Below are 26,533 nucleotides of genomic sequence, written 5' to 3'. Positions count from 1 at the left end.
AGATAATCAAAACTCTTCAATTATTTTTTGTATATATAGCCCTTCCGTAATTTTAGGAACTAGTTTACTACATTCTGAATTCTTTAATAGTTGACACCAATCACGGTATAGGTATATGAATGAATCGGCCCAAAAAGGTAGTTCTTTTGGAGGATCTGAGATTATTCTTTTTTCACTTAATAAAATCTCTACAACTTCTTTCTTATCAAATTTAAATAGATAGATTGTATTTATATTACGAGTAGAATATCTTATCTCGCCTTTTTCAAAAATTAAATTAAGATGCAGACCTAGAGAGTCTACTGTTTCCGATTTACTTGCATGGAGTCGAAAAAAAGCATTATTAACGGAGGAACCAAATATATATCCATTATCATCTACCTCCACATATCCCCCTTCCTTAGTTTTAACCCTGGTTCCTTTGACTACTTTCAACTGATTAATATCAGTTTTGCTTTCACTAAAGATATGAAATAAATCTATGAGATGACATGAAAGATCTCCTAAAGCCCCACTACTTTTATTTTGTTGCTCCGAATCTCTCCAAGTAAGATAGTTGCGTGTTAAAGCAGAATTTTTATTAAAATCAGCAGAAAAAAATACTAATTTACCTAACTTTTTTGAATCTTTTAAGAACAAAATTTTTTTAACAATACGATTATATCTATAATTAAAAGAAACAATACTTTTGGGAGGAGAGATCTCTACTAATTTACTGGCTAACTCAAAGTTAGTTGATAAAGGTTTCTCACAAAGTAGTGGAATTCTATTGTAATGTAAAACCTCCTTTGCAAGAGAAAAATGTAGATTATTGGGAGTGCAAATTACAAAAGCATTACTAGCCTTAGCTAGTTGTTCGATATTTTCACATAATGTAACAGGTAAAGTCGCTATTTTCTTTAGGTTAAGCATATTATTTCTATTTATATCATAAAAGGCTAGCCCCTTAATTTGTTTTATTTGAGAAATTGCTAATACATGGGCATGAGCTATTCCTCCACATCCAATAATACCTATAATCATTTGCCAAGCTCCTTAAGAATATCAAGAATACCATAACAATAAGGGCGATTAAGACTGCTGCCATAAGTATCAATGGCCACTTTGTCTGCATTAGAAACCAAATAGCCCTTACCTGAATTTGCAAACATAGGGAAATCATTTGCACTATCACCAAATGCTAATATATTCTCCTTAGCTAGACTTAATTCGTCTTTTAAAAACAAAATAGCTTGATCTTTTCCACAACAAGTAGGAATAAATTCAACATCGTAGCAGTCCTCTGGATCTCCTGCTGCGGGATTGCATTTTGTAAAAACAACTCGAATATGATATTTTTCTGCAAGATCTCTTATCCAATTAAAATCATCTTCCATTCCTTTTTGAATATAATAATAGAAACTAATTTTGTATGGGCCTTGATAATCATCAGGTTGTTTTTGAAGTAAGACTCCTTTTTTAGAAATTTTTTCTAAAATAATATTAACATTTTCGTGAGAAAAACCTGATTTAATAATTCTATCTTTCCAAGACTCTGATGGTATTAATTTCCCATTTTTAATCCAATAAAACTCTGTGCCTAGGCTACAACATAAAAAGTGTGGGCTATATGAAATATAATTATTTGCTTTTCTTAAAGCTGAGCTGAGATTTGTACCTGTTATCCAGCCAATAAAAATTCCTTTCTTATGCCCTTTTTCAAGCATAAATTTTTCTAAATCTTTTATACCACCGTTCTTCTTATTTTCTATTGAATATGGAATATATGTTTCATCTAAATCGCAACAAACTAACGTATTGATTTTAGTTGGTTGTGGAAACTCTAATGGTAAATTACTTTTGGATAAAGTCATATAGCACCTCAATTACAATATTTTGTTCTTCAATTGACATATGATTATGGAGAGGGATATGCACTAGTTTTGAATGGATATCCTCAGATAGACTAAACTGTTCCTTATTAAAGTAATTTTCAGAAAACGGATGCTTTCCAAGATGGGATAGAACAGGGTAATAAATATCCAATTCTACATTCTTGGATTGAGCAAATTGGATTAACGATTCTCTATTTTGTTCTTTAAGCAAGATAGGGAAAAGGTGCCAAGTATTGCTTATTAATTCTTTAGGAGGAAGTACTTTATCCTTAAGCTCCTCTAGTAAAAAAATGTATCTAGCTGCGAGTAAACAGCGTTTCATTGCATTTTTTTCAAAATGTTTAAATTTACATTGCAGAGTTGCAGCTTGTAAGTTATCCATTCGGCTATTAAATCCCCAATTTTGAGCTTTAATATTTTTCTTACCTTCAAGAAAACCATGATAGGAATATTGACGTGCTAATTTAGATAACTCAGAATTACGGGTAATAATAGCTCCAGATTTTCCAAAAGTACCTATATTTTTAAAAGGATTGAAACTAAGAGCTATGAAATCACCGTAATTTATAATGTCTTTTATACCGAAACATTGTGCCGCATCAATAACAATGGGCAAACTTGATTCTTTAGAAACTTTATATATTTCATGTAAATGGTAGGTTGAACCATATAGGCATACAGGGAGCACAGCTTTAGTTTTACAAGTAACTAATCGATTAATTTCATCAGGAATCATATTATAGGAGGAGTCAATATTAGCAAAAACTGGGGTTGCACCTATAGCCATAACCGCATTTTCTGTAGCAGCAAAAGAATTAAGCGGAAGGATAACCTCATCACCATGGGTTATTCCCAAAGCTTTTAATGCTATCTTAATAGCATCTGTGCCACTGCTTGTAGCGATACAAGAATCAGCATAATAAAAATTTCTAAGAAATTTCTCTATTTCATTAATAAATGGTCCACTAGTGAAGTTACCTGTATTAATAACTTGAGAAATAATATCGGAACAATCCTTTCTTTCTTGTAAAGAATTTAATCTAGAAAGTGGTAGAAAAGAAACCTTGTCTGAAAAATCGTATTCACTTTCTTTATTTATATTAAATATAATATCTTGATTTTCTTTAATTAATTCTTCTTCTGAAGAAAAAGAGAAAAGAGTTTTATTGATCTCGGATACATCTTTCATGGTTATCCCCCTCAAATTAAGTGGCAAATGGATATTTTTTAAATACCTAGAATAGGGTATCTAAGTTTTCCTAATAGTCAATTTAAATGTTGCAAAAATGTGATTTATTTCACACTTTTTTTACAAACGCATTATGAAAATCGATTCTATGTTTAAAAATAGGAAGTTAGTAGTCAAGACAAAACACTAGGTTTGAATAGCGTAATAATGTATTCATATAAACGAATAAGATAGAGTTTTATCAGTCGTTCATTTATATCGATTTAAATAAAAAATTATTTGATTATAGGGAATGTTTTATAATTATATGTAGTTTCATTCAGCTATTAATTTGATGAGAAAATGCCTTATGAATGTCAAAAACTCAAATAAGTTTTGATGATGTTGTAAGTAATGGAGTTATACACAGTAGATTTGGTATACTAGAATAAAGGCTTTACAAGCAGTATAAAAAGTGTAGAATTGGATCTGTTAGTAGTGTTGTTTTACTGCTAATCGATCTTTTTTATTTTCATCGTGCAAATTTGATGATGAGTCTGTGCGGTATTTTTTAAGAAAATAGCATAAAGGATTTAAAATCCCTCGCCTTTCGAGGCGTGCCAGTTCAAGTCTGGCTTCGGGCACCATTTGAGATATCCACAAAATCAAGAATATAGTATCATCAAGTTCCTTTTTATACCAGAAATTTACTACTTAGTTTGCCACTGATAGTTAGGTAGCGTCTAATTTTATATTGTTAATACTCTTCAAAGGTTGAACCGCGAAGCTCATTACAAAAGTTCTCCGTTTATCATGCGAGATTACTGATGTTTAAAACGGTAAGATTCATTGCCTCTTTAAGTCATGAAGGATCGATATTCTTTTGTACTGTCCCCTCAAACTGATATAAATACTTTCCAACAACCAATCTAAATAGAGTTTTGTGCATAAACCATCCAATACCACAGGATGTTGTTATAAAACCCCGTTAGTAGACTTACTGATTATAGTAATCGGTACGCTTGATGCGTTGAGATTTTTGTCTTACATTTACTGTCGTAAATGAGGTATCTCCAAGCATCATGCTCAAATCTGTTTGCTCTGACTGTCGGCTATGTCCTGTGGTATACTGATTTGGTCGTAGTAGAAGTAGTTTATCTCTAGTTTGATTTAGTTACCTATATTCATCAATATAGTCAATACATTGTGGCAGCGGCTTGTAACTGTTTGGGGCTGGTAGATGTAGGTAAAAGTACTGGTCATTTTCTAGGGCGTTTTGCACTGGGTGACTACCAAATAGGGTATAACGACTATCCTAGCTTATTGAAAATAAGACAACATGTTCCCAAAGACGAATTTTTTCGCTAGAATGCGCCTAATTTTTTGACTTAAAAGGATAACATCATGTTTGGAAAAGGCGGTTTGGGCGGTTTGATGAAACAAGCTCAACAAATGCAAGAAAAAATGCAGAAAATGCAGGAAGAAATTGCACAACTTGAAGTGACCGGCGAATCGGGCGCAGGATTAGTGAAAATCACAATTAATGGTGCGCATAACTGTCGTCGCATTGATATTGACCCTTCTTTAATGGAAGATGATAAGGAAATGTTGGAGGATTTAATTGCCGCTGCATTTAATGATGCTGTTCGTCGTGCGGAAGAATTGCAGAAAGAAAAAATGGCATCAGTAACCGCAGGTATGCCATTACCGCCAGGAATGAAGTTTCCGTTTTAATTCATAGGGTATGTGAATATCATTATTCACATACCATTTCACCTTTCCTTATCATTTATCATTATGCAAAGTAGTCCGCTTTTAGAACATCTCATTGAAAATCTTCGTTGTTTGCCGGGGGTTGGCCCTAAATCGGCACTGCGTATGGCATATCATCTTCTGCAACGCAATCGTAGTGGAGGAATGAATTTGGCTCGTGCGCTAACGGAAGCGATGTCTAAAATTGGACATTGTTCACAATGTCGTGATTTCACGGAAGAAGAAGTGTGTAATATTTGCAATAATCCGCGTCGTCAAAATTCAGGATTATTGTGTGTGGTGGAAATGCCGGCGGATATTCAAGCCATTGAACAAACAGGGCAATTTTCCGGTCGTTATTTTGTATTGATGGGGCATTTATCTCCACTTGACGGCATTGGTCCTCGTGAAATCGGTTTGGATTTATTACAAAAACGTTTAGCGGAAGAATCGTTTCATGAGGTCATTCTTGCCACCAATCCGACCGTAGAGGGTGATGCTACGGCAAATTATATTGCGGAAATTTGTCATCTGCATAATATCAAGGTGAGCCGCATTGCTCATGGTATTCCGGTAGGCGGTGAGCTTGAAACCGTGGACGGTACAACACTTACTCATTCCTTTTTGGGACGACGCCAAATCGATTAGTTTTCATTATGCGTTTGTTTATCGCCGAAAAACCGAGTTTGGCCCGAGCCATTGCCGATGTATTGCCAAAGCCTCATCAGCGGGGCGATGGCTTTATTAAATGTGGCGATAATGATGTCGTAACCTGGTGTATTGGGCATTTATTAGAACAAGCCGAACCCGATGTCTATGATCCCAAATTTCAAAAATGGCGTTTAGAACATTTACCTATCATTCCTGAAAAGTGGAAACTGTTGCCTAAAAAATCGGTGAAGAAGCAGCTATCCATCGTAGAAAAACTTATTCATCTGGCAGATGAGCTGATCAATGCAGGTGACCCGGATCGAGAAGGGCAGCTTTTAGTGGATGAGATATTTAGCTATGTTAATTTAGGTTCGGAAAAACGTAATAATATCCAACGTTGTTTAATCAGCGATCTGAATCCAAGTGCGGTAGAAAAAGCCGTTAAAAAATTACAACCGAACCGTAATTTTATTCCTCTTGCCACCTCCGCTTTGGCTCGTTCTCGTGCCGATTGGCTTTATGGTATTAATATGACGCGGGCTTACACTATTCGAGGACAGCAAGTCGGGTATAAAGGCGTACTTTCTGTCGGACGGGTGCAGACGCCCGTATTAGGGTTGATCGTACGCCGAGATCTTGAAATTGAGCATTTTCAGCCGAAAGATTTTTACGAAGTATTGGCTTGGATCAATCCTGAAGGCAAAACTGAAAAAACACAGGAAAAATCGACCGCACTTTTTAGCGCATTATGGCAGCCGAGCAAGGCATGTGAAGATTATCAAGATGAAGATGGGCGTGTACTTTCTAAAGGTTTGGCGGAAAATGTCGTAAAACGCATTACGGATCAGCCTGCTGAAGTTACGGATTATAAAGATGTACGGGAAAAAGAGGCTGCGCCTCTACCTTATTCGTTATCAGCTTTACAGATTGATGCAGCAAAACGATTCGGTATGTCAGCACAAACGGTATTAGATACCTGTCAGCGCTTGTATGAAACTCATCGTTTGATTACTTATCCACGTTCTGACAGTCGCTATTTGCCAGAAGAGCATTTTGCCGAGCGGCACAATGTGTTAAATGCTGTTTCCGTTCATTGTGAGGCGTTTCAAACTTTGCCAAATGTAGTGGATGTCAATCTGCGTAATCGTAGTTGGAATGATAAAAAAGTAGAGGCTCACCACGCGATTATTCCTACCGTTAAAAATCGTGTGGTAAAACTGAGTGATGATGAACGCAATATTTATGGCTTAATTGCTCGTCAATATTTAATGCAATTTTGCCCTGATGCGGAATATCGTAAAAGCAAAATAACGTTGAACATTGCCGGCGGCACATTTATTGCTCAAGCCCGAAATTTACAAAAAGCAGGTTGGAAAGAATTGCTCGGTAAAGAAGATGAAACGGAAAACCAAGAGCCGTTGTTACCGATTGTGAAAAAAGGGCAGATTTTGCATTGTGAACGGGGTGAAATCCTGAGTAAAAAAACGCAACCGCCAAAACCTTTTACTGATGCAACGTTGCTTTCAGCCATGACGGGAATTGCGCGTTTTGTGCAAGATAAAGAGTTGAAAAAAATTCTGCGTGCCACTGATGGATTAGGTACGGAAGCAACCCGAGCAGGGATTATTGAGTTACTTTTTCAACGAGGCTTTTTAATGAAAAAAGGACGAAATATTCACAGTACGGAAACGGGACGGATTCTAATTGGCGCATTACCGGATATAGCCACTCAACCGGATATGACCGCACATTGGGAGGCTCAACTCACCGACATTAGCCAAAAACAAGCCACTTATCAACAATTTATGTCTGATCTGGAGCGGATGCTGCCGGACTTGGTGCGATTTGTTGATCTTAATGGATTGCGGCAGTTGAGTAAGATCAATCAAATGCCAAAGACAGTAGTAAAATCACGAAAAAAGAGCGGTTAAAAATAAATGGATTCTATATGGCGAAATCTATTGCTTAAACTTGAGCCAATTAAATTAGAAATAGGAAAAATAACTTGCCAAAAAGGTGAAATGTTTATATTATTCGCCCCAGTTTTTGCGTAACCCGCAATTTAGAGTGGAAAAATGTATCAAGTTCTTTTATTTATTTATGTTGTTGTTGCAATTGCTTTGATCGGGTTTATTCTCGTTCAACAAGGCAAAGGGGCAAATGCTGGTGCTTCCTTTGGCGGCGGTGCATCGGGTACAATGTTTGGTTCGGCGGGGGCTGGTAACTTTTTAACCCGTACCAGTGCTATCCTAGCAACAGCATTTTTCGTTATCGCACTTGTATTAGGAAATTTAAATTCTCATCGTAGTAATGTAGAGAAAGGTGCGTTTGATGATTTATCAAAAACAGCGGAACAAGTTCAGCAACAACAATCTGTTCCTGCAGTGGAAAATAAAAATAACGATATCCCGCAATAATTAAAACAGATAAAAAATTTAACGCTCTGGTGGTGGAATTGGTAGACACGCTATCTTGAGGGGGTAGTGACCGTAGGTCGTGCGAGTTCAAGTCTCGCCCAGAGCACCAAAATACTTTTCAAAGCCTTTCGTAATCACTCGAAAGGCTTTTTTAATGCCAGTAACCACAAGGGTTTATCGCTATTTTACCTTTCTTAGCTTATCGCCTTTATTCGCCTTTGACCGCTGATTTTAGTAACACAGATAGTAACACAGTTTAAAATTGTGTTACCATGCCGCAAAACTGTGTTACTAAAACTGATGAGGTGCTAGATATGGCAAGGGCTGTCCTACCTTTAAACAATACCAAAATAGAAAAATCTAAGCCTAAAGAAACGGAATATAATCTCTCTGATGGGGAAGGGCTTAACTTAAGGATAAAACCGTCAGGAAGTAAAATTTGGTTGTTTAATTATGTTTCACCAGCCACTAAAAAACGCACTAATTTAAAAATAGGGAGGTATCCTGAAGTTTCTCTCGCTGATGCCCGTCTTAAGCGTGGAGAATATCGCACTCTTTTAGCGCAAGGAATCGATCCGCAAGCACAGAAAAAACTGCAGGAACAAGCAGAAGAGAAAAAGTTAGAAAACCAGTTCTATTCAATCGCTGAAAAATGGAAAGAAAAAAAAGCCACCGAGATTGAGCCGCTAACATTAAAAAAGAACTGGCGCAGATTAGAAACTTATGTTTTCCCAATTTTAGGGAATATGCTCGTTGCTGACATTCTTCCTAATGTTGTGATTGAAATGTTAGAACCGTTAAATAAACAAGGCAAAGGCGATACATTAAAACGCATTATTCGGTTGATTAATGAGATTTTAAACTATGCCGTTAATTATGGTTTACTGCCGTTTAATCCTTGCCTAAATGTCAATGCGGTATTTAATTTTGGCAAAAATGAGAATAATCCCACAATCAGTCCAGAAGAATTGCCGGCACTACTGCGTAAAATTCAACACTCAAAATTATCATTATTTACCCGTTGTTTACTTCGTTTTCAATTATTGACAATGACCCGTCCGGCTGAAACCAGTAATGCAGAATGGGCGGAAATAGATTTAGATAAAAAAGAGTGGTTGATCCCGCCTGAAAAAATGAAAACAAGAAAGGCACATAGAGTACCTTTATCAAGACAATCTCTTGAAGTGTTGGCAATTATGTATGAATTTACAAGTAATGCTCAATATGTTTTTCAAAGTGTCAGGGCGCGTGATAAACCAATGAATAGTCAAACGGCAAATAAAGCACTTGTTGATTTAGGCTATAAAAATAAATTGACCGCCCACGGTTTACGATCTATTGCCAGCACTTACCTTAATGAGAAATTGATTAATTATGATGTCATTGAGGCTTGTTTATCTCATGGCATAAAAGATCAAGTAAGAAAAGCATACAACCGATCAGATTATTTTGAAGAGAGAAAAGCAGTAATGCAACTTTGGGGCGACTATGTAGAACAATGTGAAAAAGAGTAAAAGTATAACGTGTGAAAAAATATACCCCAAAAGGTGTTTACCTATTCACTTTCACTATTTTTATTTTATTTATCATATAGTTAAGCAGTGATGACTGAGTTCACAAGGTATGCACACTTTTAGTGAACACCATACACAAAAAAGGGCATTTCTGCCCTTTCTGCTAATTTCTCTTGATAAAATGCTCAAAAAATTCATCAAGATTTTTAAATTTTACATTGGTTCTAATCCCTTGATTTGTCCGCCTGCTTTGATAGTCAAAAGGGTTTTTATATTGATCTAATCCTTGTCGCAGAGCCTCGGAAAAGTTATTCAAGTTTAGTTCCCCTTTAATGTTATTTGCATCGACAAAAGCTAAATAAGCCGGATAGAGATGTGTGCGCTCCTTATTAAACATTCGGGCGTTACCGATAAATAGCCCGTCTGCTTGCTCGGTTGTATAAAAATAGCCACAAAATGCGGTGATATGGTCGGCTTTTACCTTAAATCTCAAGGCTTCTTGACTGCTCATTTGTTTATCGAGGGCTTTCTTTGCTGTCATTGGGTCGGGAAAAGTATTCAGCAATTTATGCACGATTCCACCGACTTCCTGCGCCAGTTTGTCAATAAGATATGGATCTCGTTTATCTTTCGGAACGGCTTTGTCAAAAGCAAAAATAACCCTGCGCCGCTCAATACCACCTGCCCGTTCAGTAAATCGGGTCGGTTCGTTATTGACTATCAAAATGATTGCCGGAATAATCGCTTTAAAGGCTTTTTTATTCTTCGGGTCAATCGTAACCGGGTCGCCTCCGCTGATACTTTTTAATCCCGAACCGTCTCCGCCATAGCGAGATTGTTCCGGGCAAATAATCAAGGTTTTATCTTTGTAAGGCTCTCGCCCTCGAGGTTCGTCAAAATCGACCAATCTCGCCGTGTCAGTGTTTTCTTCTCCGGCTAACATTGTAGCAATTTGTGCAAAAATAGATTTACCACTTCCCCCTACGCCTGTTATTTCAAAGAACATTTGCCAGTTATAGCGGTTGGTTAAAATAGCGTAAAGTGCGGCTAAAATATTGTGCTTTTTGTCGGCGTTCCCCTCTGAAACAAAGTCTAGCCATTTATCAAAGTGCGGTGTATTTTGCGCTTGATTTTGATAATTGACCGGGATTAATGATGTTAGCCAATGTTCCCGACTACTCGCCTCAAAAACAAGAGTATTACGGTTTAGCATACCGTCATTGAATGCAAGCAAGCCGGATGATTGATCACCCATTCGCGGTAGTTGCGCTTTCAATGTCCCGATTAAACTTTCAATGCTGCGGATACTGTAACCTAAATCGCTATCATTGAAAAATTGCACTGCTTTTTCCTCTAAATCTTCGCTATCTAATTGAGCCCAGATTTTACCGTCATAATGATAAATTTCTCGGCTGCCACGCTGTAAAGCAAGGTCTAAATTTAACCATTGGCGGAATGATTGCGCCTTTTCACTAAAAGGGGATTTGTCCTTGATTTTCGCAGGTTCGACGACTAAATTCGCAATGCTCCTATCCTCGCTTCGCAACCGCTGAATATAAGCGCTTAAATCTTCTTTTAGCTGTGCTGAATTATCGTAAAGTTCGACGGCTTTAACCTGTGTATTATCGGCTAAATTTAAGCAAATAGCGGTAATTTGTGCGGCTGTAAGCTCGCCATATTGAAACAGTTTGATGGTTTGTTGTTCCGGTTCGGCAAGTTTAATCCCTGTAATATTATCAAGCTGCTTGTCGCCTAGAATAACAGGTTTTTCAGTCGGTTTTAACCCGTATACCAATTCAAACAATAATAACCATTCTTCGCCTTTCCCTTTATTCCATGCTTGCCAGGCTTTACGCCCAGCAAGAATAATTAAATCAGAATAAGGTTCATGCGGTTGATCGGCAAGGTGAGGTGCATTAATTAATCGTGCCATTGTATGCTCCCATGATTTCAAGCCCATTTTTTGAAATAGTCATTAATCGTATATCTGCCGCATTTTGTAATGTGGCCAATATATCAAGAATGCTTTCGGCTGCGGCAATCATTAAGCCCACTTTTACCAATCCTTCATCGCTTAATGGTTTTTTAGATAAACGCGCTTTTATGGTTTCATCTTTCAATTCAGTAAAATGAAGTCTAAGGAAAAGCAGCTCATTTCTTGTCTTTGTTAATTGTTCGCGCTGTGTTTCCGGTATAGTTTTAAAGACTTCCGCCAATTCGGCTATACATGCCATCAAATAAGGAATCGGGCTAACATCTTCTCCGTTAAGTTGTCTTATTCTCGCTGTTAGTGCGGTTACTTCTGTTTCATTGAGGTTATTAATATCTATGTTCATGCTTTGCCACCTTTTTAATCTGTTGGAGCGTTTTTTCTATGCATTGTGAATAATGAAGGCATACGATAATTTGATGCCGCAGTACATCGTCTTGAATGTTTTCCGGCTCACCGGCTATCGCCAATATCTGATTATTTAAAATCATTTGGTCGTATAGCCCACGTTCACAAATTGCGGTGAGTTTATCGCTTGTTTTGCTATTCATCGTCCACCGCCTGTCGCTGTTCTCGGCTTTCTAATCGTTGCCGCTTTCTTAATTTGCTCGATTGATGTGACTAACCCGTTATAGTGTCCGTTATGCAAATAATCTTCAGCGAATGCTAAAAACTGCTTGATACGTTTTACCGATTTTTCTAACTGCTCCGGTGTAGGGCTGTATGGTTCCTTGAGTGCTTTAATCGTTCTCGGCTTTTTCATCATTTCCCCCTGTGTGCTTAATCTCCACTGCCACAACATCACGATAGCTAAAATCATCTTTGTTTGATTCAATGTAGGCTTTGATTTCTTCCGCTCGTGCAAGGGTGACACCTTCCGAGCCAATAAACGTGCGCCCGTCTTGATAGTGTAGGATAACGTTATTCATTTACGCCCCCTTTCATATTGCTAAGGTGAAATTCGGCATTGCTTGCGCTATCTCGTAACGCATTGAGAAGATAAGCATTAGCGGAAATTAATCCGCCTAATTGTCTAATCGAGCGATTGTCTAAGGCTTGATTGCTGAAATTCTGCTCTTTCTCATCGGCAAAAAAGCCTAAGTGTTCCATCATCTTCCCTATGGCAAATAAACCATGTTCGATTGATTCGCAAAGATGTTCGCTTTCGGTGCGGATAGCCTCTAGGCTTTCTTTGGTGGTGTCGTCACTATCTACTTTTTCAAATAGTGTGCATTGAATAGCGTTATATTTAAGCATGATTCACCCCCTTATGACTTAAAGAGGAGGTTGGGGATACTTTTATTCTTCCCGCAAAAATAAGCACGAATTGACGGGATAACTTGGCTCTCGCCTCATTTTCTGTTTTAGCTGTAATTCGTAAATAATGGATTTGATTAGATAAGTCTGTGCGGATTACGCCCGCAAATAGGTAAGTAAACATTCTGATAGCTCCGTTAGTAAACTCGAGGGCTACCGCTAAACTTTCCTACGGTTTGGGCGGTAGCGTAACGGGGTAGGAAATATCGCCACTAACGGAGAGCGATCAGCCTTTCGGCTGCCCGTTACACTACCATTGAGAACAAGCCTATTGGCTTATTTTAGGTGTGTGGGTGCTACAAACAAAAATAACACGATTAAAAGGCGTGTTACTGTTCGCCGTTAGTTAAATTTTCGAGTTTCCTACGCTCGGCAATCTCTTTTTCAGACTGCCTTTTTACTCTATGCCTATCGTGGGAAAGTGTCAAGCGGTAAATTTATTTTGTTGTCTTATGCCGCCAACTGCTCGCTTAAATAACGCTGACTTAATTTCTCCAACTGTGCCTTACGTTCTTGATACGGCATATCTAAATTAATCAGGCTTGCATTGGTCTTTAATAAGAGTTTGAGTAAAGTCATTTGATTCACATTAAAACTATCTCGTACTCTGCCTAAAATTCCGTGCTTAGCTTTCCACTGTCGAACGTTCTCACCTAAGACAAGGCTATCTACCAGTTCATGATTAATGCTGAAATGGTGCGGTTTTGGGGCTTTCCCTTGTCGTTTTAAACTGGCTTGGATTGCGTCAGTCATTTCCCGGTTATGATCGATAGCCTCTAATCTTGCTTGGGTTTTGGCTAAGGTGTTTTTATAAACCTTTGGCGCAACCTGTTTGAGCTGTTTCTCTGCCTCGATAAAGTGTTGGCGGATAGCTCGCCCGATTTCGTTTTTCTCCATCAAGCAAAGGTGCTTAGCAGTGTCTAGGGTGATGATGTAGTCAATAAGTTTTTGAGGGCGTGCCATTGATAACCGCTTATTTTTTGCGCTCGCCAAATTTGGTGAGCTCAATTCTTCATCACTTTTGCTTAACAAAGCTGGCGAGCTCAAATTTTCTACAATCACAAAATCTTGATTTTCAATAAATCCAGCTTGTTTAATTCGGGCTTTAATCCAGTTTGAATAATCACGCCCCACTTTCAAAAGTCTATGCACATTACGGGCATTAATGCCTTCTACGCCCTCAAATAAATTCAAAGGGTGAGCAAGTAGAGCTGTGATTTCGGTTTTCGCTTGGGTAGTTTTCACTTGTTATTCTCCTATGCTGCCAATTTCTCAAAACGATTGTTCCGCATTGCAATTAGCTTTAATCGACGGGCTTCAAAGTCGTTCACATCACTGTCTAACAGCATTTCGTCCGCTCGTTCTAGATATTCCAGTTCGGCGAGTTGGTCGGCGGTTAGGTGAGAACGGATTTCGCCCGTGATTTGATGAATTGTTTTGTATTTGTGAACACTCATTCCTAGCACGATACTTGTCAGCATGTTGGTTTCGTTAGTGAACAAATAACGAGGAATGGGTTTTCCTTGCCGTTTGCGATTGCGGTCAAGCGCGGCGCATAGTGGGCGGTAGCCTTTGCCGGTGCTGTCTCTTGTCGCTTTCCATTGTGTTAATAGTTCGGAATGAATCTGCGGTGCGACAGTCTGTAAGGCTTTTTCGCATTGAATAAAATAACGTCTTGCTAATTTTCCCTGCTCGTTGCTTTCCACCATGGCTAACTCCTTCGCCATATCAAGAGAAATGCGGTAATCAATTTTGTTATGCCCACCTCGCCCTTTTGATTTTTTGCGTGATAAATTTATTACGCAAAAATCTTCATTTTCGATAAAGTCATATTTCTCTACACGGCTATCGAACCAGTTTGTAAACTTTTGCTTGCTCCCTAAAAAAGCGTGCAATGTTCTTGCAAAGGTATATTGCATAACTTCGCCTTTGATACTGATTTCTTGTACCGGCAGAAGTAGATTAATATCTTGGGTAACTTGTTTAGTTGTCATCATATTCCCTCCTTAAACTCGAGCCGCTTTTTGTTCTTCAATCCAGTTATTCACTTCTTCTAAATCCCACCGGATAAAGTTTTGTGAAAAGCGGATCGGCTGTGGGAATTGTTTGGCTTTAACTAATTCGTTTAATTTAGTTCCACCAAAAGAAACTAAATGTAATACATCTGCTTTGCTGATTAATTTTTTAGGTTGGGTTTGAGGTCTGTTCATAAGATACCTTCCGTTAGTTAAATATTTGTGAGGTTGTGTAACGTTACGGGTGGTATTAGAAGGGATTTTTGGAAGGTTGAAAAACGGATAAGCAGCTTTTCAACGTATAAAAACTGCTTTTGAACATATATAAGTTGCTTTTCAACATACAAAAGCAACTTATGATCATTGGTAAATTTTTATTTTTTCGGCTGAAAAGGTTTAATCCAGCGGATGATTGTTTGGATACTTTGTTTCAGCTCTAACTTATCTTTGAGTTGATAAGCCATATTTTCTTGAGTGATACTCGAATCTTTCTCCCATATATCTTTAGCAAGCTGTTCGGCTTCAATTTGGGATTGTTTTTTGCGTTTAGGTGCTTTTCCTCTGATATGGTTTTGAACTTTTGGTGAAACTTTGGCGCAAATTAAAATCTCATTTATATCTTTCTTTATAGATGAGGTTATCATTTTTAACCCTAATAAATATTTTCTATCTATATCTTTATGCTCGCTTGTTAAATTATTTCCTATTAACTTATTTTTATTATAGATAAAATTTAAAAATAGTTTTTCTAAAATATTTATAAAATACAGGGCATTCTCCTTTGTGTCTGATATATCTATTTCATTATTTAATAAGTCATCAAGTATATCATCCTCATCTAGTCCAAATTCACTAAACATATTAATGCATTTTTCTAATGATTTATTAAAATCCTTTTCTGTAAGCCCATATTCAGATGTTATTTTTTGTATTTTATTTACGCCATTTAAAACAATAGATAACATTTTATCCATACATGCCCCTTTCGCATTTTCCCTTATGATAGGAACGCACCAACAAGATAAGGTGTCTTGCTTTCGGGGATCAGCCTAGGTGCGTTAAAATTATTCTTATAGCTATTTATTTTTTCTAGCCAAGAATAAATAAAACCACCTATAATAGGTGGTTTTAACTAGCTTATGTTAGATTGACATATTTCTCATCTAATTTCTCTATATTTGCATTGGATATTCTAATTTCATATATTAGATCTTTTATAGAATTTGCTAAAAGTCTATATAATAAATACAATAAAACTATAGGTAGCCAAGTTAAGAATGTAATTAAATTATTATATAAAGAAACTTTTTGTAATATATCCATCATATCTATAAAACTTTCTTTGATTTCAATGGTAGAACAGTTTATTAGTAAATCAAACTCTTTTTTTACCTCAATATCTATTTTTTTTGCTATTTCAGGATTGTTCTTCATAAATACTTGCGTTCTAATTTGGTTACTCATATTCAAAATATGTAACCTATTAATAAAACTATTTAATCTAGAATTCATCAAATTTGCAGCGTTTAAATCAGTTTTGTTTAAATTACCTTCAATTATTCTAATTCTAATTTTATCTCGTATTTGAAAGAGTCTATCTCTATATTGTTGTCGAATAGAAGGTAAAATAATTTTTCTATAAATAAAATCTATAAGTAAGTATGTTACTAATATATGGATCGTTAACATATATTCACCTTTAGTTTATTAATCGTCACTACTGCCTAAATTCTTTCCGGCTAGCTTACTTTGCAATTTAGATTTTTCTAATCCTGCAGCTCTCATATTACTACTATGTAATTGGCGAATGAGCTTTACGTGAATAAACCAAATTATCGCCATAATAACTATTACTACATAGGGCCATATTGGAGCTGAGTCTTTCTCAAAAATGGTGCTTAAGATTGACTCTCTTTTTTCATCGCTTAAGTAAATTGTACTATATATAATAAAAAAACTAAATGCCACAGCTGGAGCATTGGTCAAAGCAGTAACGGCAATATGTGTAAGATTATCACCTACACCATACCCGTATCTAGGTTGTGTACTTGAATTTTTTTTAGAATTTTTTCTGGTCATCGTTTTAGATTACTAAACAGGCAGTTAGTTCATATTTTATTTGGGTATTCTAATATTAAGAATGATCTGTAGTCAATTATGATTACATATCATTCATTGTATTAGTTCAATCTTTAATCGTTAAACCCCTATAAGCTACGGCTATTTATCTCAATGATTGGGCGTTGTATAATATTGGCACTATGTATTTAGGCATATTTGCATAGTTCTTTAGTTGGCGGTGAGCTTGAAAGAGTAAACCGCCCGATTGAAAACCTTTGATAGCGCATATTGGCGACAAATCAAGTTCGGTTGTCTTATCGTTTTGGTGATTTCATGTTTTTCCTTTTGGGGTTAAACAAAAAAGCCCGTAGTGATTACGGGCTTTTGTTCATTTTGGCATTCTTTCTTTAAGTTCTTTTTTAAAGGTTTCTTCCGTTATTCTCAGCGCTTCAGTTTTGCCGGTTTGCGCGCCTTTTTCCATATAATGACGACCTTTCATTTTAACCGTGCCATATTCCACCATCCACCAGTAAAATGGATCTCGTCTATCTTTGGTATTTTCTCCTACTTTCGCCATTCTTTGACCTTTAGGACGTATAACTTTGATCGTTGTAATTCCGCTTAATCCGTGTTTGGCGACTTTTGTTTTATGGCGAACATTGTTTTTTATTGTGCCTTTTTGGCGAAAATCGGTACTTTTACTAATAACCGGTACTTTAGGTTTAATTGATTTCTTAAGCGATTTTGCACCGGCATTTAGGGCTTTTCTAATTGATGGTTTTACCGCTTTCTGTGTATCTTTTACATAGCGTTTAATATTTCGCTCAAGTTCTTTTAAACCTTCTATTTTTGCTGCCATTTTATTTACTCCAATAATAAAAAAGAGAATAAAGCACTAATGCATAAGCGAGCGTATTTAGTAACTCTATGTTCATAAGTCTAGTCCGTTGAAATTCTCTAGTGCTTGTTTGTGTTCTTCTGATAACTCAAAAATCAGATCACCATATTCAAGTTGATAGGTTCCGAATGACATCAAGAAAGCCACTGCCGGATCGATTTTATTCGCTGCCTTCTTCTTGTTTGGCTTAATGTTTGCGTTTGCGTCTGTTTCCATCACTACGTTTGATAATGCCCATTCAAGCACCGGATCGCCGTTGTGTTCTATCACTTGGCGATTAATCAGCACTTCCGTACTTTTTGCCACTGGGCTAAAGCGTTGATAGGTTTGTGGGAATGGTTCAACCTCAAGCCCAGCCGCTTGTAATTGGGTCCTAAGGTGGGTGGCGTTCCATACATCAAAGCCAATCATTTTGATATTGAAGTTTTCGGCATCTTTTAAAATATCATCTCGGATTTTGTTATAGTCGATACAGTCACCCTCTGTAGCAATAAGCCAACCATTTCGCACCGAGTTTTGATATATGGCCCGGTTTTTATTTGCCACGTTCTCAAGCTGAAATTCGGGGATATAGTGGCGCGTAAGTAACCGCACTTTTTTCCCTTGTGGGAAGGTGTAGCAAAGGCTGGTTAAGTCGTTCGTACTGGATAAATCCAACCCTAAATAGCAATCCTGATGCAGTAAATCGCTTTCGGTGTAGTCTCTAGTACATTGTGCCCAATTTCCTTCGCCTAGCCATGGTGTTGTTCCCTGACACCAGACATTAAAGCGTTTAGTGAGCATTTCTACCCATTCAGACGGAATGCCACGGGCTTTTTTAATGGTGTTCTCAAAATCAAGGTAAGGAATGGATTTGCCAATATTCGGATTGGCTTTTATCCAGTTTTCCGGGTTATCTATTTCGCTTTCTTCGTCCAATTCAAAAATCATGATGAAAATACTGTCGTTTTGTTCGTTTCCCTCTAAGATTTGGCAGCAATAATCATAATGTTGTTTACAGGCGGAAATGGTGTTACTTCCTGCCGTGGTGATAGCAAATAAAAGCCCTTCGGGGCGTGCGCCTTGACCTAATTCTAAGGCGCTATAAACGCTGTTATCCGGGTGTAAATGATATTCGTCCACAATGGCAAGGCTAGGATTTGTTCCCTCAATGGTGCTTGATTTAGCCGCCAATGGTCGCATTAAGCTGTTTGATTTGGGATTGATCATCTTGTGTTGCAAAATGCTGATCCGCTTTTTTAACGGTTTGGATAATAAGCACATTTGACGGGCATCATCAAAGACAATTCGGGCTTTGTCTCGGCTGACGGCGGCGGTGTAAATATCCTGTTGTCCGTTTTCCATTAATAAAAACCAGTTGGCAAGCACAGCGGCCACGGTTGATTTTGCGTTTTTGCGGGCAACTTGTACATAAGCGGAACGATATTTACGCAATTCCGTGTCTTTGTATTTAAAGCCTAGTAGATTCGCAAACAGGAAGATTTGCCAGTCTGAAAGCTCGATTGGCTTTCCTCGCAGTGGTCCTTTAACGTGCGGGCATAACCGGGAGAACTTAATAAACCGTTCCACAATGGCATTATCAAAGTAGAAATTCGGGTTTTCTAAGTCTAGAAAGTAACGGTTCACGGCTTGTCCTATGCGTTTGCAAGCGATAATTTCACCGCTTTTAACCTGCTGTGCGTACATTTCCCACGCTTTCATAGTTCGTCTAACTCGTCTTTTTCTTCGGTATCTATTGGGGTTTTACGGCGACTAACCGGATCAAAGCCTAAAAGTGCGGACATTTTTATCATTATTTTTTCAGCGTCTGCTTTGGCGGTAAGTGCCGGATTACGTGCTTCCGTGCCTTGTGAGTTGGTAATACTAAACCCTCGTTCGGATAAGTCTTTTACTGCGGCCCGATAAAGAGAATAGTTTGTACAGTACATTTCAAGGTGGATTAAATCAGCGTCTTGAATATCTCCCCGTTCAATCAGTTGTTTGATATGCGCTTTCCATTGTGATTTAGCTATATCGTCTAAATAATCGGGGGCTTTGGGTATCTTTTTTCGTGTCATTGATATTCCTTGTGATTCTTTTGGTCGACGCAATTTTGCGTTCACCTTTAACCAATCCATTTTTGGTTTCGTTGTTTATCCTCAAATTTGAGGAGACCGATCCAAAATTGGATCGGCTACTATATTTTCAAAAAAATTGCCGTGCGTAAAAATTGAGTTGGGGGGGCGGTTCTTAGCAAGGCGGATTTTCTTTCCAAAACTCCCCCCACCCGGTCTATCTGATTGTTTTAAAGGTATGGTGATAATAACCATTCCTTAGCTGCCTGTATGATAAGGTGTTCGTGTTATACGAATAGTTCAACCGTTACCATATAACCACGATTGATTTACTTCTTCGCACCATAACCACGCTTATCTATCACTCTTGTCTTATAACTGTGGCAATCACGACATAAGGCTTGATGATTAGATTGCACCCAAAACAACGGATCAGCCTGCCCGTTCTCTACGGGTTTAATATGGTCTATTACAGTTGCTGGTGTGTAGATTCCTTTCTCTAAACACATTACACAAAGCGGGTTATGCTTTAGATATTGTGTGCGGTATTTCGTCCATTTATGATCGTAACCGCGCTGACTTGCCGGCAATCGGTTATCTTGTTTCTTCTGTTGATGTTCATCACATCGCCCGCTTTTCACCCGGTTACGACAACCGGGAAAGGAACAACGTCTTAACGGTTGATATGGCATAGATTCACCTTAATACGCGCAAGGTTCTCTATAGACTTCCCATAATGCACTAATCGCCATGGGTGCGGGTGCAAGGTTAGCTGTATCGGTTACTGCTTCACGGTTTGCATAGAGATAGGCAATATACATTAAGCAACCAATCTTAATAGAATCATAGAAAGGGATTGTTTTATCCGTTTCATCATCGGCAAAGGTTTTCCCGATATGGCGTTGTGCAACCTCAAGGGCTGCGGATTTATAACCTTCAAGCAATGAATCATCATAATCGTGATCGATGTTTAAATGCGCTTTGATTTCATCAAGATCAATGTTCGCCATAGGCTTCACCTTCCTTACACATTAATTGCAGTTCTCTGTGTGATTCTCTGCTATCAATAACCGAATAAATATCAAATAGACGTTTACCATACTTAACCCGCATTTTATTTGTTATTCCTTCTTGATAACGAATGCGGATTCTTATAATGTTCTCACCCATTTGGAATGGGCCGCTAAAATATTCTCGCCCTTGTAATGGTTCAATACTTGCCCGCACTTCTGCAACGTCTTTCCAAATGGGTGTTGATGCGCCGTAAGTATTGTTCTCTCGTTCCTTTTTGTAGTTACGTTTTTGAATAGTGATCACCTTGTTGTAAATACCGGCTCTAATTATTCTCGCCATCGTTTACCCCTGTTTTCTGATTCCCACCATCACCGCGCTTAACTTCTACAGTTTGTTTCCATGCTTGGCTAAATTCATCTCCACCGTTATAAGGTGGCAAGCCTTCACGTCTGCGCACTTCATTCGGCGACATCACTCCCGCTTTAATTGCTACGTCATAACTATTGAATCGTTCGCTTTGACTTGTTCGTAAAAGATCGCTTGTGTCAAACTCAATCAAATAACGTTTTGAAGAATTGACCATTAAATCAATCATCAACGCGTCCTTTAATTGCTGTTCAAAGTTAGTGAGCCACGGACGCAAAGTTTGAGATAAAAACGCCCGGCTTGCTTCACTGAAATTGGCATAGCTACTGTTTGAATAATCTTGAAGAAAAATTGGGCTGATGTTGTAAATTCGAGCAATATCGGAAATAGTAAACGTGCGGCTTTGTAACCATTCCGCATCTTGGTTTGTCATACCTAATTGTTTATATTCCATTGAGCCTTCAAGAACGGGTGTTTTCCCCGCATTCCTTGCGCCTTTGTAACGTTCAAGTGCTTTGATTGCTTTCTGCGCTTTCGCCTCGTCTAGCCACTCTTTTGTTGTAATTAAACCGCTAGCCATCAATCCGTTTTTCATAATGGCTGATCCGTGTTTCTGTTGGGCTAATCCTAATCCCACTGTTTCACGACAAATTGTTACCGGCGAACGTCCCATAAATCCATCAAGGGAAGAATGGCGCAAATGCAAGATTTCATCTTGTAAATAGTTTGTGGTCTTACCGTCTAAATCAATGATTTGATAAATATATTCACCACCGACTTTACGATAAATATTAACCGAACTTGGCGGATAAGGAATTAAGCTGATTGGTTCGCCCTTGCTATCCCACCCAATCACCGCATAAGCATTGCCAGTTAAAAGACAATGGCGCATCATGGTATATTTGAACTGATACGGGGTTTGGCTACGATTCGGCATTTCATTTAATAAATAATCTACCGGATGTTTATAAATTCGTTCTCGGCCATCGTCCTTTAATCGATACAAATAACAAGGCATAGACGCGACCGCTTTGGCAATCACCGTGACCGCATTCATCACTGCCGGCAAGGCTTCGGCTGTTTGTGGGCTGACAAATTCACCTGCACCGGTATTAGATACGCCTAAGTAAGAGAGAAGTTCATCAATAGCAATGGGCGCACTACGTTGTTCTTTTCGTTTAAATGGATTCCACATATTAAGCCCCCACCACATCAAGCCATTGTTTAAAAAGTGCGGTCGGTTTTGATTGTGTTTTTTCTTTGGTGGCCACCATCGAGCGCTTAGCAATTTCTACGCTACTTTCCGGATATGCCGGAATGCTTGTTACGGTGATCTCAAATAGTTCAGCTTTGCTTACCGTGCGTTGACAAGGTTCGGTGTCAAAATTCCATTTTTCTTCTTTGGCCCAAAAACCGAAAGACATTCCTCGAATATCACCACGTTCTACGCTAATTAATAAATCTTTTCCGAGCGTAGTTTCAGGTGGGGTAAGTTCAAAACGCAAACCAATAGAATCTTCTTCAAGTTTCAATGTTCCCGCACTGGTGCGTCCTAATAGTTTCGTGTGATCGTGTTCAAATAACGCTCTCACATCATCGCTACTGCTTAAACTCTCTGTAAAGGCATTCGGGCTAAATTGCTCGACAAAATCGCAATATAGGACTTCCGAGGGGCTATTCCACCGAACCACATAACCGACTAATTTTTGATTTTCTTTATCCGTTGAAAGTGTGGAAGAACGGATCTCAAATTCTTTACTCATACATGACCTATTAAGCAAAAAAGGGGCTTTCTTCGCCCCTTGTGGTTTATGCTGTGGTTTCAATCAATTTGATAGCATTAGAATCAACCACGCCACCACCTAAATATTTATCGGTGTGAACCTTATAAAAGCCCGGCTCGGTTAAATTATCCGGTCGGGTTCTTACGCCTGTTTCATGATCGACAATGAAATAACCGCGTTTAAAATCACCGAAAGCTAACACGGCTTCATTTGCACCACCCGCTGGCATCGTTTCGAGGAAATAAACAGGGCGACCCAAAAGGGTAGAAGGTGCACCAACAGTTAAACCATCACGCCAAATAAAATCACCGTTTTTGTTTTTGAGTTTCTGCAATGCAGCAGCAATAGTAGAAGACATCACCCAAACGGCATTTTTACGGTATTTACTATGAAGGGTATAGAACAAGTCAATTAGTGTGTCTGCCGTGATTTTATCTGCGCCGGCAACCTCTAATTTCTGTAATTTACCAAAGGCGCGCACTTTGTCGTTTTCGGTTGTGCGCTCATAAGTCAGTAAACCTTTTGATTTTTTAGAACCATCGCCGGAAGTTAAATCAACTTCTTCGGTTTCGGTGAAGGTTTCTGAAATTTCATCAGTTAGCCAACCTAGAACATCAATGCTTGAGAAGTCCAAAATCTCTTGTGTGGTTTTCGGATAAGCATAGATAGAATTTAATGCAATGGTGACTTCATGAAGTTTTGGCGTTGCCGTACCATTACGCGCAACACCTTCCTCACCATGTTCCACTACTGCGCCACCGGCGGAGACTAATTTTTTGTATTCTTTCGCACCAATAGGCAAACGCACCACATTACAAATTTGGCGCATTACGCTATCATCGGTTAAGCGTTTCATGACTTCTTTGTCTAATTGAGGGATCACGGAATAGCCGCCATCTTCTCCATTGGCCGTGGTAAGGTTACGTAGTTCACCTGTTTTAATGTAATGGCGCAATTCATCATTTGAGAATTGTTTTGCGCTGCGCTGTTCTACCGGATTTACATTGCCGGCAAGATTGCGTTCTTCATCTGCTACGGTTTCATAACGGGTGATTTCATCAGTTAATTGATTAATTTCACCTTTTACCGCTTCAAAGTTTGCCGTTTCGGTTTCATCTAAAGAGCGGTTTTCTTTTTCTGCTTTTTCAAGCATAGCGCGCATTTCTGCGACTTTAGCTGCCTTTTGTTGGCGTAATTCTAAAAGTTTTTTAAACATAATTTTCTAATCCTTAATCATCATAAGAAACGGCAAATTGAACAGTCGCACTAATCCATGTTGCTTGCTCTTCGTCATAATCATAACGATAACCTTTTAAAGAAATATCATTTAAAAAGTTGAATTCATTATTACGGATAGCAAGGCGAACCGTTTCCGCAATATCGTCTAATTCGCCTTCTCCACTATTCGGTTTCAAGTAGATAGCAACATTCAAAAGTGCATCAAATTCACCATCACACATTGATACTTCTTGAGCGCCAATATCTTCTAAATAGATAGATAATGCCGGACATTGTTCTGTTGCGTTTAATGCAACCAATCGACCATTAAAGAAACGGCTGATTTTATTTTTTAATAAGGGTGTTAAAATACTGATAACTTCAGTTCTAATCTGATCGTGGATAATCATAATCTGTCCTTTTGGGTAGCCTTAATTAAGACGGCTTATAAAAAGCCCATAGAACAATATAATCACCTGAAAACTAAAGTAAATAGCTTAAATTTCAATAGATTAGCTACGAAAAGATACGATAGGTAAGCTAAATTTAATTGGTTGTTTTTTAATCAGGCGAGTAAAAGAAAAAAGGATTTTTTATAGATTATTTGAAATTTTATATTAGTGAATAGTAGTGAATACCTAGTGAACACTATAATAAAAGGTATTCACTAATATAAATATATAATAAATAAAGAGTTTTTATAGAAAAATAGTTAAAAGTGAACAGGTGAACACCTTTTTATAAAAAAATAAACTATTAAGCAAAAAAATGGTAAAATCCGATACACGATTAGGTAATTTTAGTCTGGGTTTAAAATATAGTAACACGTTTTGTAACACAGATTCGTGTGTGCAAAAATAAGTCTTTTAATATTAATGTCTTATGGCTTAGATCAAGTCTCGCCCAGGCACCAAAATACTTTTCAAAGCCTTTCGTAATCACTCGAAAGGCTTTTTTACGTTAGTTAATTTAGTCAGAATTTGTCAGTTTTATTTTTTAACTAATTAGGAGAAATCTATGAACTTCCCCAAAATCGCTGAACAAGTGATAGAAAAGCTAGGTGGTAAAAGTAATATCGCCACGGCGGCACATTGTGCGACGCGCTTACGTATCGTTTTAAATGATGAAAGCAAAGTTGACAAAGAAGGTATTGACAATATTGAGGGGGTGAAAGGACAGTTTTCTGTTGCCGGTCAATATCAAATTATCTTCGGCTCCGGTACTGTGAATAAAGTCCATACAGAGCTTACCAAACAACTAGGTATTGGTGATGTCAGTAAAGCGGAAGTGGCGGAGGTTGCAGCCGGTAACCAAAGTTTATTACAACGTTTGGTGAAAGGTTTGGCGGATATTTTCGTACCAATTATTCCGGCAATTGTGGCGGGCGGTTTATTGATGGGGATCCACTCCATGCTAACCTCTGTCGGTTTCTTTTGGGAAGGGCATTCAGTCGTCAGTAAATATCCTAAAGTGTCTGATTTAGTTGATTTCATCAATACGATTGCTAACGCGCCATTTGTGTTTTTGCCGGTATTACTTGGTTTCTCGGCAACCCGAAAGTTTGGTGGCAATCCGTTCTTAGGGGCGGCTTTAGGGATGCTTTTAGTTCATCCGGCGTTGGCTGATGGTTGGAATTATGCAAAAATCTTAATGGAAGATAAGATTCAGTATTGGAATATATTTGGGCTTGCAATTGAGAAAGTCGGCTACCAAGGAACCGTGATCCCAACTATTATTTCTGCTTGGGTATTAGCGACGTTAGAAAAAACACTCCGTAAATTTGTGCCTTCTTATCTGGATAATCTTGTCACACCATTATGCTCGCTTTTTATTGCCGGTTGCTTGGCATTCACTGTCATTGGGCCGATTGGTCGTGAAGCGGGTTCATTAATTTCAACGGGTTTAACTTGGCTATATGATACGCTTGGCTTTGTGGGCGGGGCAATTTTCGGTACTTTCTATGCGCCAATCGTAATTACCGGTATGCATCAAACCTTTATTGCGGTGGAAACTCAATTATTGGCAGAGGTTGTCCGCACAGGCGGTACATTTATCTTCCCAATTGCCGCGATGTCAAATATTGCGCAAGGGGCGGCATGTTTAGGGGTAGCATTGGCATTAAAAGATCCAAAAGTGCGTGGTTTAGCCGTACCATCAGGGATCTCCGCACTATTAGGAATTACGGAACCGGCAATGTTTGGTGTGAACTTACGTTATCGTCAGGCTTTCTTTGCTGCAATGATTGGTTCTGGCTTGGCAAGTGCTTTTATCGCATTCTTCAACGTGAAAGCCATTGCATTAGGGGCGGCGGGGTTCTTAGGTGTGCCGTCTATTAAACCGGATAGTTTGGCTATGTATAGCGTTGGTATGGCAATTTCCTTTATCGTAGCATTTAGCCTATCTTTTGTTATGGTAAAACGTGCGAACGTAAAAGCTTAAT

32 protein-coding genes and 1 tRNA gene are annotated in these 26,533 nt (G+C 38.2%); 7 read left to right on the top strand and 26 right to left on the bottom strand.

Features of this window, described 5'->3' with window-relative positions; all coding sequences use genetic code 11:
* Window positions 1-6 precede the first annotated feature (6 nt).
* Genes FEE42_RS05015 through FEE42_RS05005 form a run of 3 tightly spaced genes read right to left on the bottom strand, consistent with a single transcriptional unit; the run spans window position 7 to window position 3,063 of the window.
* On the bottom strand, window positions 7-1,023 hold the full coding sequence (locus FEE42_RS05015) for a Gfo/Idh/MocA family protein (RefSeq protein ID WP_077474810.1): 1,017 nt from the start codon (window positions 1,021-1,023) through the stop codon (window positions 7-9).
* Entirely contained in the window at window positions 1,020-1,853 is an 834-nt protein-coding gene (locus tag FEE42_RS05010) for an HAD-IIB family hydrolase (RefSeq protein ID WP_077474809.1), read from the bottom strand. The genes FEE42_RS05015 and FEE42_RS05010 overlap by 4 nt, the downstream gene beginning before the upstream one ends.
* Window positions 1,834-3,063, bottom strand: a complete 1,230-nt coding sequence (locus FEE42_RS05005) for a DegT/DnrJ/EryC1/StrS aminotransferase family protein (protein ID WP_077474808.1) — start codon at window positions 3,061-3,063, stop codon at window positions 1,834-1,836. Before FEE42_RS05005 ends, FEE42_RS05010 begins: the two co-directional genes overlap by 20 nt.
* Window positions 3,064-4,446: 1,383 nt before the next feature.
* Between FEE42_RS05005 and FEE42_RS05000 the strand changes: the two genes are divergently transcribed.
* From FEE42_RS05000 to FEE42_RS04975, 6 genes are all read left to right on the top strand, one after another.
* Window positions 4,447-4,776: a YbaB/EbfC family nucleoid-associated protein gene (locus FEE42_RS05000; protein WP_005629464.1), complete on the top strand. Its 330-nt coding sequence runs from the start codon at window positions 4,447-4,449 to the stop codon at window positions 4,774-4,776.
* Window positions 4,777-4,839: 63 nt separating this feature from the next.
* Window positions 4,840-5,442 (top strand): recombination mediator RecR, encoded by a 603-nt coding sequence (recR, locus tag FEE42_RS04995; RefSeq protein ID WP_059368803.1) that lies wholly within the window; start codon window positions 4,840-4,842, stop codon window positions 5,440-5,442.
* Between the two features lie 8 nt (window positions 5,443-5,450).
* Window positions 5,451-7,376, top strand: coding sequence for a DNA topoisomerase III (locus FEE42_RS04990; RefSeq protein WP_059365758.1), 1,926 nt, complete (start codon window positions 5,451-5,453; stop codon window positions 7,374-7,376).
* A 144-nt stretch (window positions 7,377-7,520) separates the two neighbouring features.
* Window positions 7,521-7,862 (top strand): preprotein translocase subunit SecG, encoded by a 342-nt coding sequence (secG, locus tag FEE42_RS04985; protein ID WP_059365757.1) that lies wholly within the window; start codon window positions 7,521-7,523, stop codon window positions 7,860-7,862.
* Between the two features lie 23 nt (window positions 7,863-7,885).
* A tRNA-Leu gene (locus FEE42_RS04980) sits at window positions 7,886-7,971 on the top strand.
* 205 nt (window positions 7,972-8,176) lie between these two features.
* On the top strand, window positions 8,177-9,376 hold the full coding sequence (locus tag FEE42_RS04975) for a tyrosine-type recombinase/integrase (RefSeq protein ID WP_059365707.1): 1,200 nt from the start codon (window positions 8,177-8,179) through the stop codon (window positions 9,374-9,376).
* A 163-nt stretch (window positions 9,377-9,539) separates the two neighbouring features.
* Here the strand turns inward: FEE42_RS04975 and FEE42_RS04970 are convergent, their stop codons facing one another.
* From FEE42_RS04970 to gpU, 23 genes are all read right to left on the bottom strand, one after another.
* Complete coding sequence (locus FEE42_RS04970; RefSeq protein WP_164027850.1) at window positions 9,540-11,309, bottom strand: DNA primase family protein; 1,770 nt, start codon at window positions 11,307-11,309, stop codon at window positions 9,540-9,542.
* On the bottom strand, window positions 11,293-11,712 hold the full coding sequence (locus FEE42_RS04965) for a hypothetical protein (RefSeq protein ID WP_164027849.1): 420 nt from the start codon (window positions 11,710-11,712) through the stop codon (window positions 11,293-11,295). Before FEE42_RS04965 ends, FEE42_RS04970 begins: the two co-directional genes overlap by 17 nt.
* Window positions 11,696-11,917, bottom strand: a complete 222-nt coding sequence (locus tag FEE42_RS04960; RefSeq protein WP_059365703.1) for a hypothetical protein — start codon at window positions 11,915-11,917, stop codon at window positions 11,696-11,698. Before FEE42_RS04960 ends, FEE42_RS04965 begins: the two co-directional genes overlap by 17 nt.
* Complete coding sequence (locus FEE42_RS04955; protein WP_059365702.1) at window positions 11,914-12,129, bottom strand: hypothetical protein; 216 nt, start codon at window positions 12,127-12,129, stop codon at window positions 11,914-11,916. The genes FEE42_RS04960 and FEE42_RS04955 overlap by 4 nt, the downstream gene beginning before the upstream one ends.
* Window positions 12,107-12,295 (bottom strand): hypothetical protein, encoded by a 189-nt coding sequence (locus FEE42_RS04950; protein WP_164027848.1) that lies wholly within the window; start codon window positions 12,293-12,295, stop codon window positions 12,107-12,109. The genes FEE42_RS04955 and FEE42_RS04950 overlap by 23 nt, the downstream gene beginning before the upstream one ends.
* Window positions 12,288-12,623 (bottom strand): hypothetical protein, encoded by a 336-nt coding sequence (locus tag FEE42_RS04945; protein ID WP_059365700.1) that lies wholly within the window; start codon window positions 12,621-12,623, stop codon window positions 12,288-12,290. Before FEE42_RS04945 ends, FEE42_RS04950 begins: the two co-directional genes overlap by 8 nt.
* Window positions 12,616-12,807 (bottom strand): host cell division inhibitor Icd-like protein, encoded by a 192-nt coding sequence (locus FEE42_RS04940; RefSeq protein ID WP_059365699.1) that lies wholly within the window; start codon window positions 12,805-12,807, stop codon window positions 12,616-12,618. The genes FEE42_RS04945 and FEE42_RS04940 overlap by 8 nt, the downstream gene beginning before the upstream one ends.
* A 326-nt stretch (window positions 12,808-13,133) precedes the next feature.
* Window positions 13,134-13,928 carry an antA/AntB antirepressor family protein gene (locus FEE42_RS04935; protein WP_164027847.1) on the bottom strand — a complete coding sequence of 265 codons (795 nt, stop codon included), beginning with the start codon at window positions 13,926-13,928 and terminating at the stop codon, window positions 13,134-13,136.
* Window positions 13,929-13,939: 11 nt separating this feature from the next.
* Complete coding sequence (locus tag FEE42_RS04930) at window positions 13,940-14,680, bottom strand: antA/AntB antirepressor family protein (RefSeq protein WP_059365697.1); 741 nt, start codon at window positions 14,678-14,680, stop codon at window positions 13,940-13,942.
* A gap of 9 nt (window positions 14,681-14,689) precedes the next feature.
* On the bottom strand, window positions 14,690-14,893 hold the full coding sequence (locus FEE42_RS04925; RefSeq protein WP_059365696.1) for a helix-turn-helix transcriptional regulator: 204 nt from the start codon (window positions 14,891-14,893) through the stop codon (window positions 14,690-14,692).
* A 179-nt stretch (window positions 14,894-15,072) separates the two neighbouring features.
* Entirely contained in the window at window positions 15,073-15,672 is a 600-nt protein-coding gene (locus FEE42_RS04920) for a hypothetical protein (RefSeq protein WP_059365695.1), read from the bottom strand.
* A gap of 163 nt (window positions 15,673-15,835) precedes the next feature.
* Entirely contained in the window at window positions 15,836-16,387 is a 552-nt protein-coding gene (locus FEE42_RS04915) for a hypothetical protein (protein ID WP_059365694.1), read from the bottom strand.
* An 18-nt stretch (window positions 16,388-16,405) separates the two neighbouring features.
* The gene (locus FEE42_RS04910) at window positions 16,406-16,777 is read right to left on the bottom strand and encodes a hypothetical protein (protein WP_059365693.1); all 372 of its coding nucleotides are present in this window, start codon (window positions 16,775-16,777) and stop codon (window positions 16,406-16,408) included.
* 370 nt (window positions 16,778-17,147) lie between these two features.
* Entirely contained in the window at window positions 17,148-17,618 is a 471-nt protein-coding gene (locus FEE42_RS04905) for an HK97-gp10 family putative phage morphogenesis protein (protein WP_059365692.1), read from the bottom strand.
* Window positions 17,619-17,690: 72 nt separating this feature from the next.
* On the bottom strand, window positions 17,691-19,358 hold the full coding sequence (locus FEE42_RS04900; RefSeq protein ID WP_164027846.1) for a terminase large subunit: 1,668 nt from the start codon (window positions 19,356-19,358) through the stop codon (window positions 17,691-17,693).
* Window positions 19,355-19,714: a phage terminase small subunit P27 family gene (locus tag FEE42_RS04895; RefSeq protein ID WP_135969307.1), complete on the bottom strand. Its 360-nt coding sequence runs from the start codon at window positions 19,712-19,714 to the stop codon at window positions 19,355-19,357. Before FEE42_RS04895 ends, FEE42_RS04900 begins: the two co-directional genes overlap by 4 nt.
* 326 nt (window positions 19,715-20,040) lie before the next feature.
* Window positions 20,041-20,403, bottom strand: a complete 363-nt coding sequence (locus FEE42_RS04890) for an HNH endonuclease signature motif containing protein (protein ID WP_135969308.1) — start codon at window positions 20,401-20,403, stop codon at window positions 20,041-20,043.
* A gap of 9 nt (window positions 20,404-20,412) precedes the next feature.
* On the bottom strand, window positions 20,413-20,721 hold the full coding sequence (locus FEE42_RS04885; RefSeq protein ID WP_059365689.1) for a head-tail connector protein: 309 nt from the start codon (window positions 20,719-20,721) through the stop codon (window positions 20,413-20,415).
* Entirely contained in the window at window positions 20,708-21,064 is a 357-nt protein-coding gene (locus tag FEE42_RS04880; protein ID WP_059365688.1) for a phage head closure protein, read from the bottom strand. The genes FEE42_RS04885 and FEE42_RS04880 overlap by 14 nt, the downstream gene beginning before the upstream one ends.
* A complete protein-coding gene (locus tag FEE42_RS04875) occupies window positions 21,048-22,286 on the bottom strand; it encodes a phage portal protein (protein WP_164027845.1) in 1,239 nt (412 codons plus the stop codon). Before FEE42_RS04875 ends, FEE42_RS04880 begins: the two co-directional genes overlap by 17 nt.
* A 1-nt stretch (window position 22,287) precedes the next feature.
* Window positions 22,288-22,854: an HK97 family phage prohead protease gene (locus FEE42_RS04870; protein ID WP_164027844.1), complete on the bottom strand. Its 567-nt coding sequence runs from the start codon at window positions 22,852-22,854 to the stop codon at window positions 22,288-22,290.
* Window positions 22,855-22,900: 46 nt separating this feature from the next.
* Window positions 22,901-24,091: a phage major capsid protein gene (locus tag FEE42_RS04865; protein ID WP_164027843.1), complete on the bottom strand. Its 1,191-nt coding sequence runs from the start codon at window positions 24,089-24,091 to the stop codon at window positions 22,901-22,903.
* 13 nt (window positions 24,092-24,104) lie between these two features.
* Window positions 24,105-24,503, bottom strand: coding sequence for a phage tail terminator protein (gpU, locus tag FEE42_RS04860; protein WP_164027842.1), 399 nt, complete (start codon window positions 24,501-24,503; stop codon window positions 24,105-24,107).
* A gap of 607 nt (window positions 24,504-25,110) precedes the next feature.
* On the opposite strand from gpU, the gene FEE42_RS04855 reads away from it, so the two are divergent.
* Window positions 25,111-26,532, top strand: coding sequence for a sucrose-specific PTS transporter subunit IIBC (locus FEE42_RS04855; RefSeq protein WP_059365683.1), 1,422 nt, complete (start codon window positions 25,111-25,113; stop codon window positions 26,530-26,532).
* Window position 26,533 lies beyond the last annotated feature (1 nt).

This window comes from Rodentibacter caecimuris, from assembly GCF_010587025.1.
GTDB classification, from domain to species: Bacteria; Pseudomonadota; Gammaproteobacteria; order Enterobacterales; family Pasteurellaceae; genus Rodentibacter; species Rodentibacter caecimuris.
Note: the sequence above shows the minus strand (reverse complement) of the source record. Positions and strands in the feature narration are given on the sequence as shown.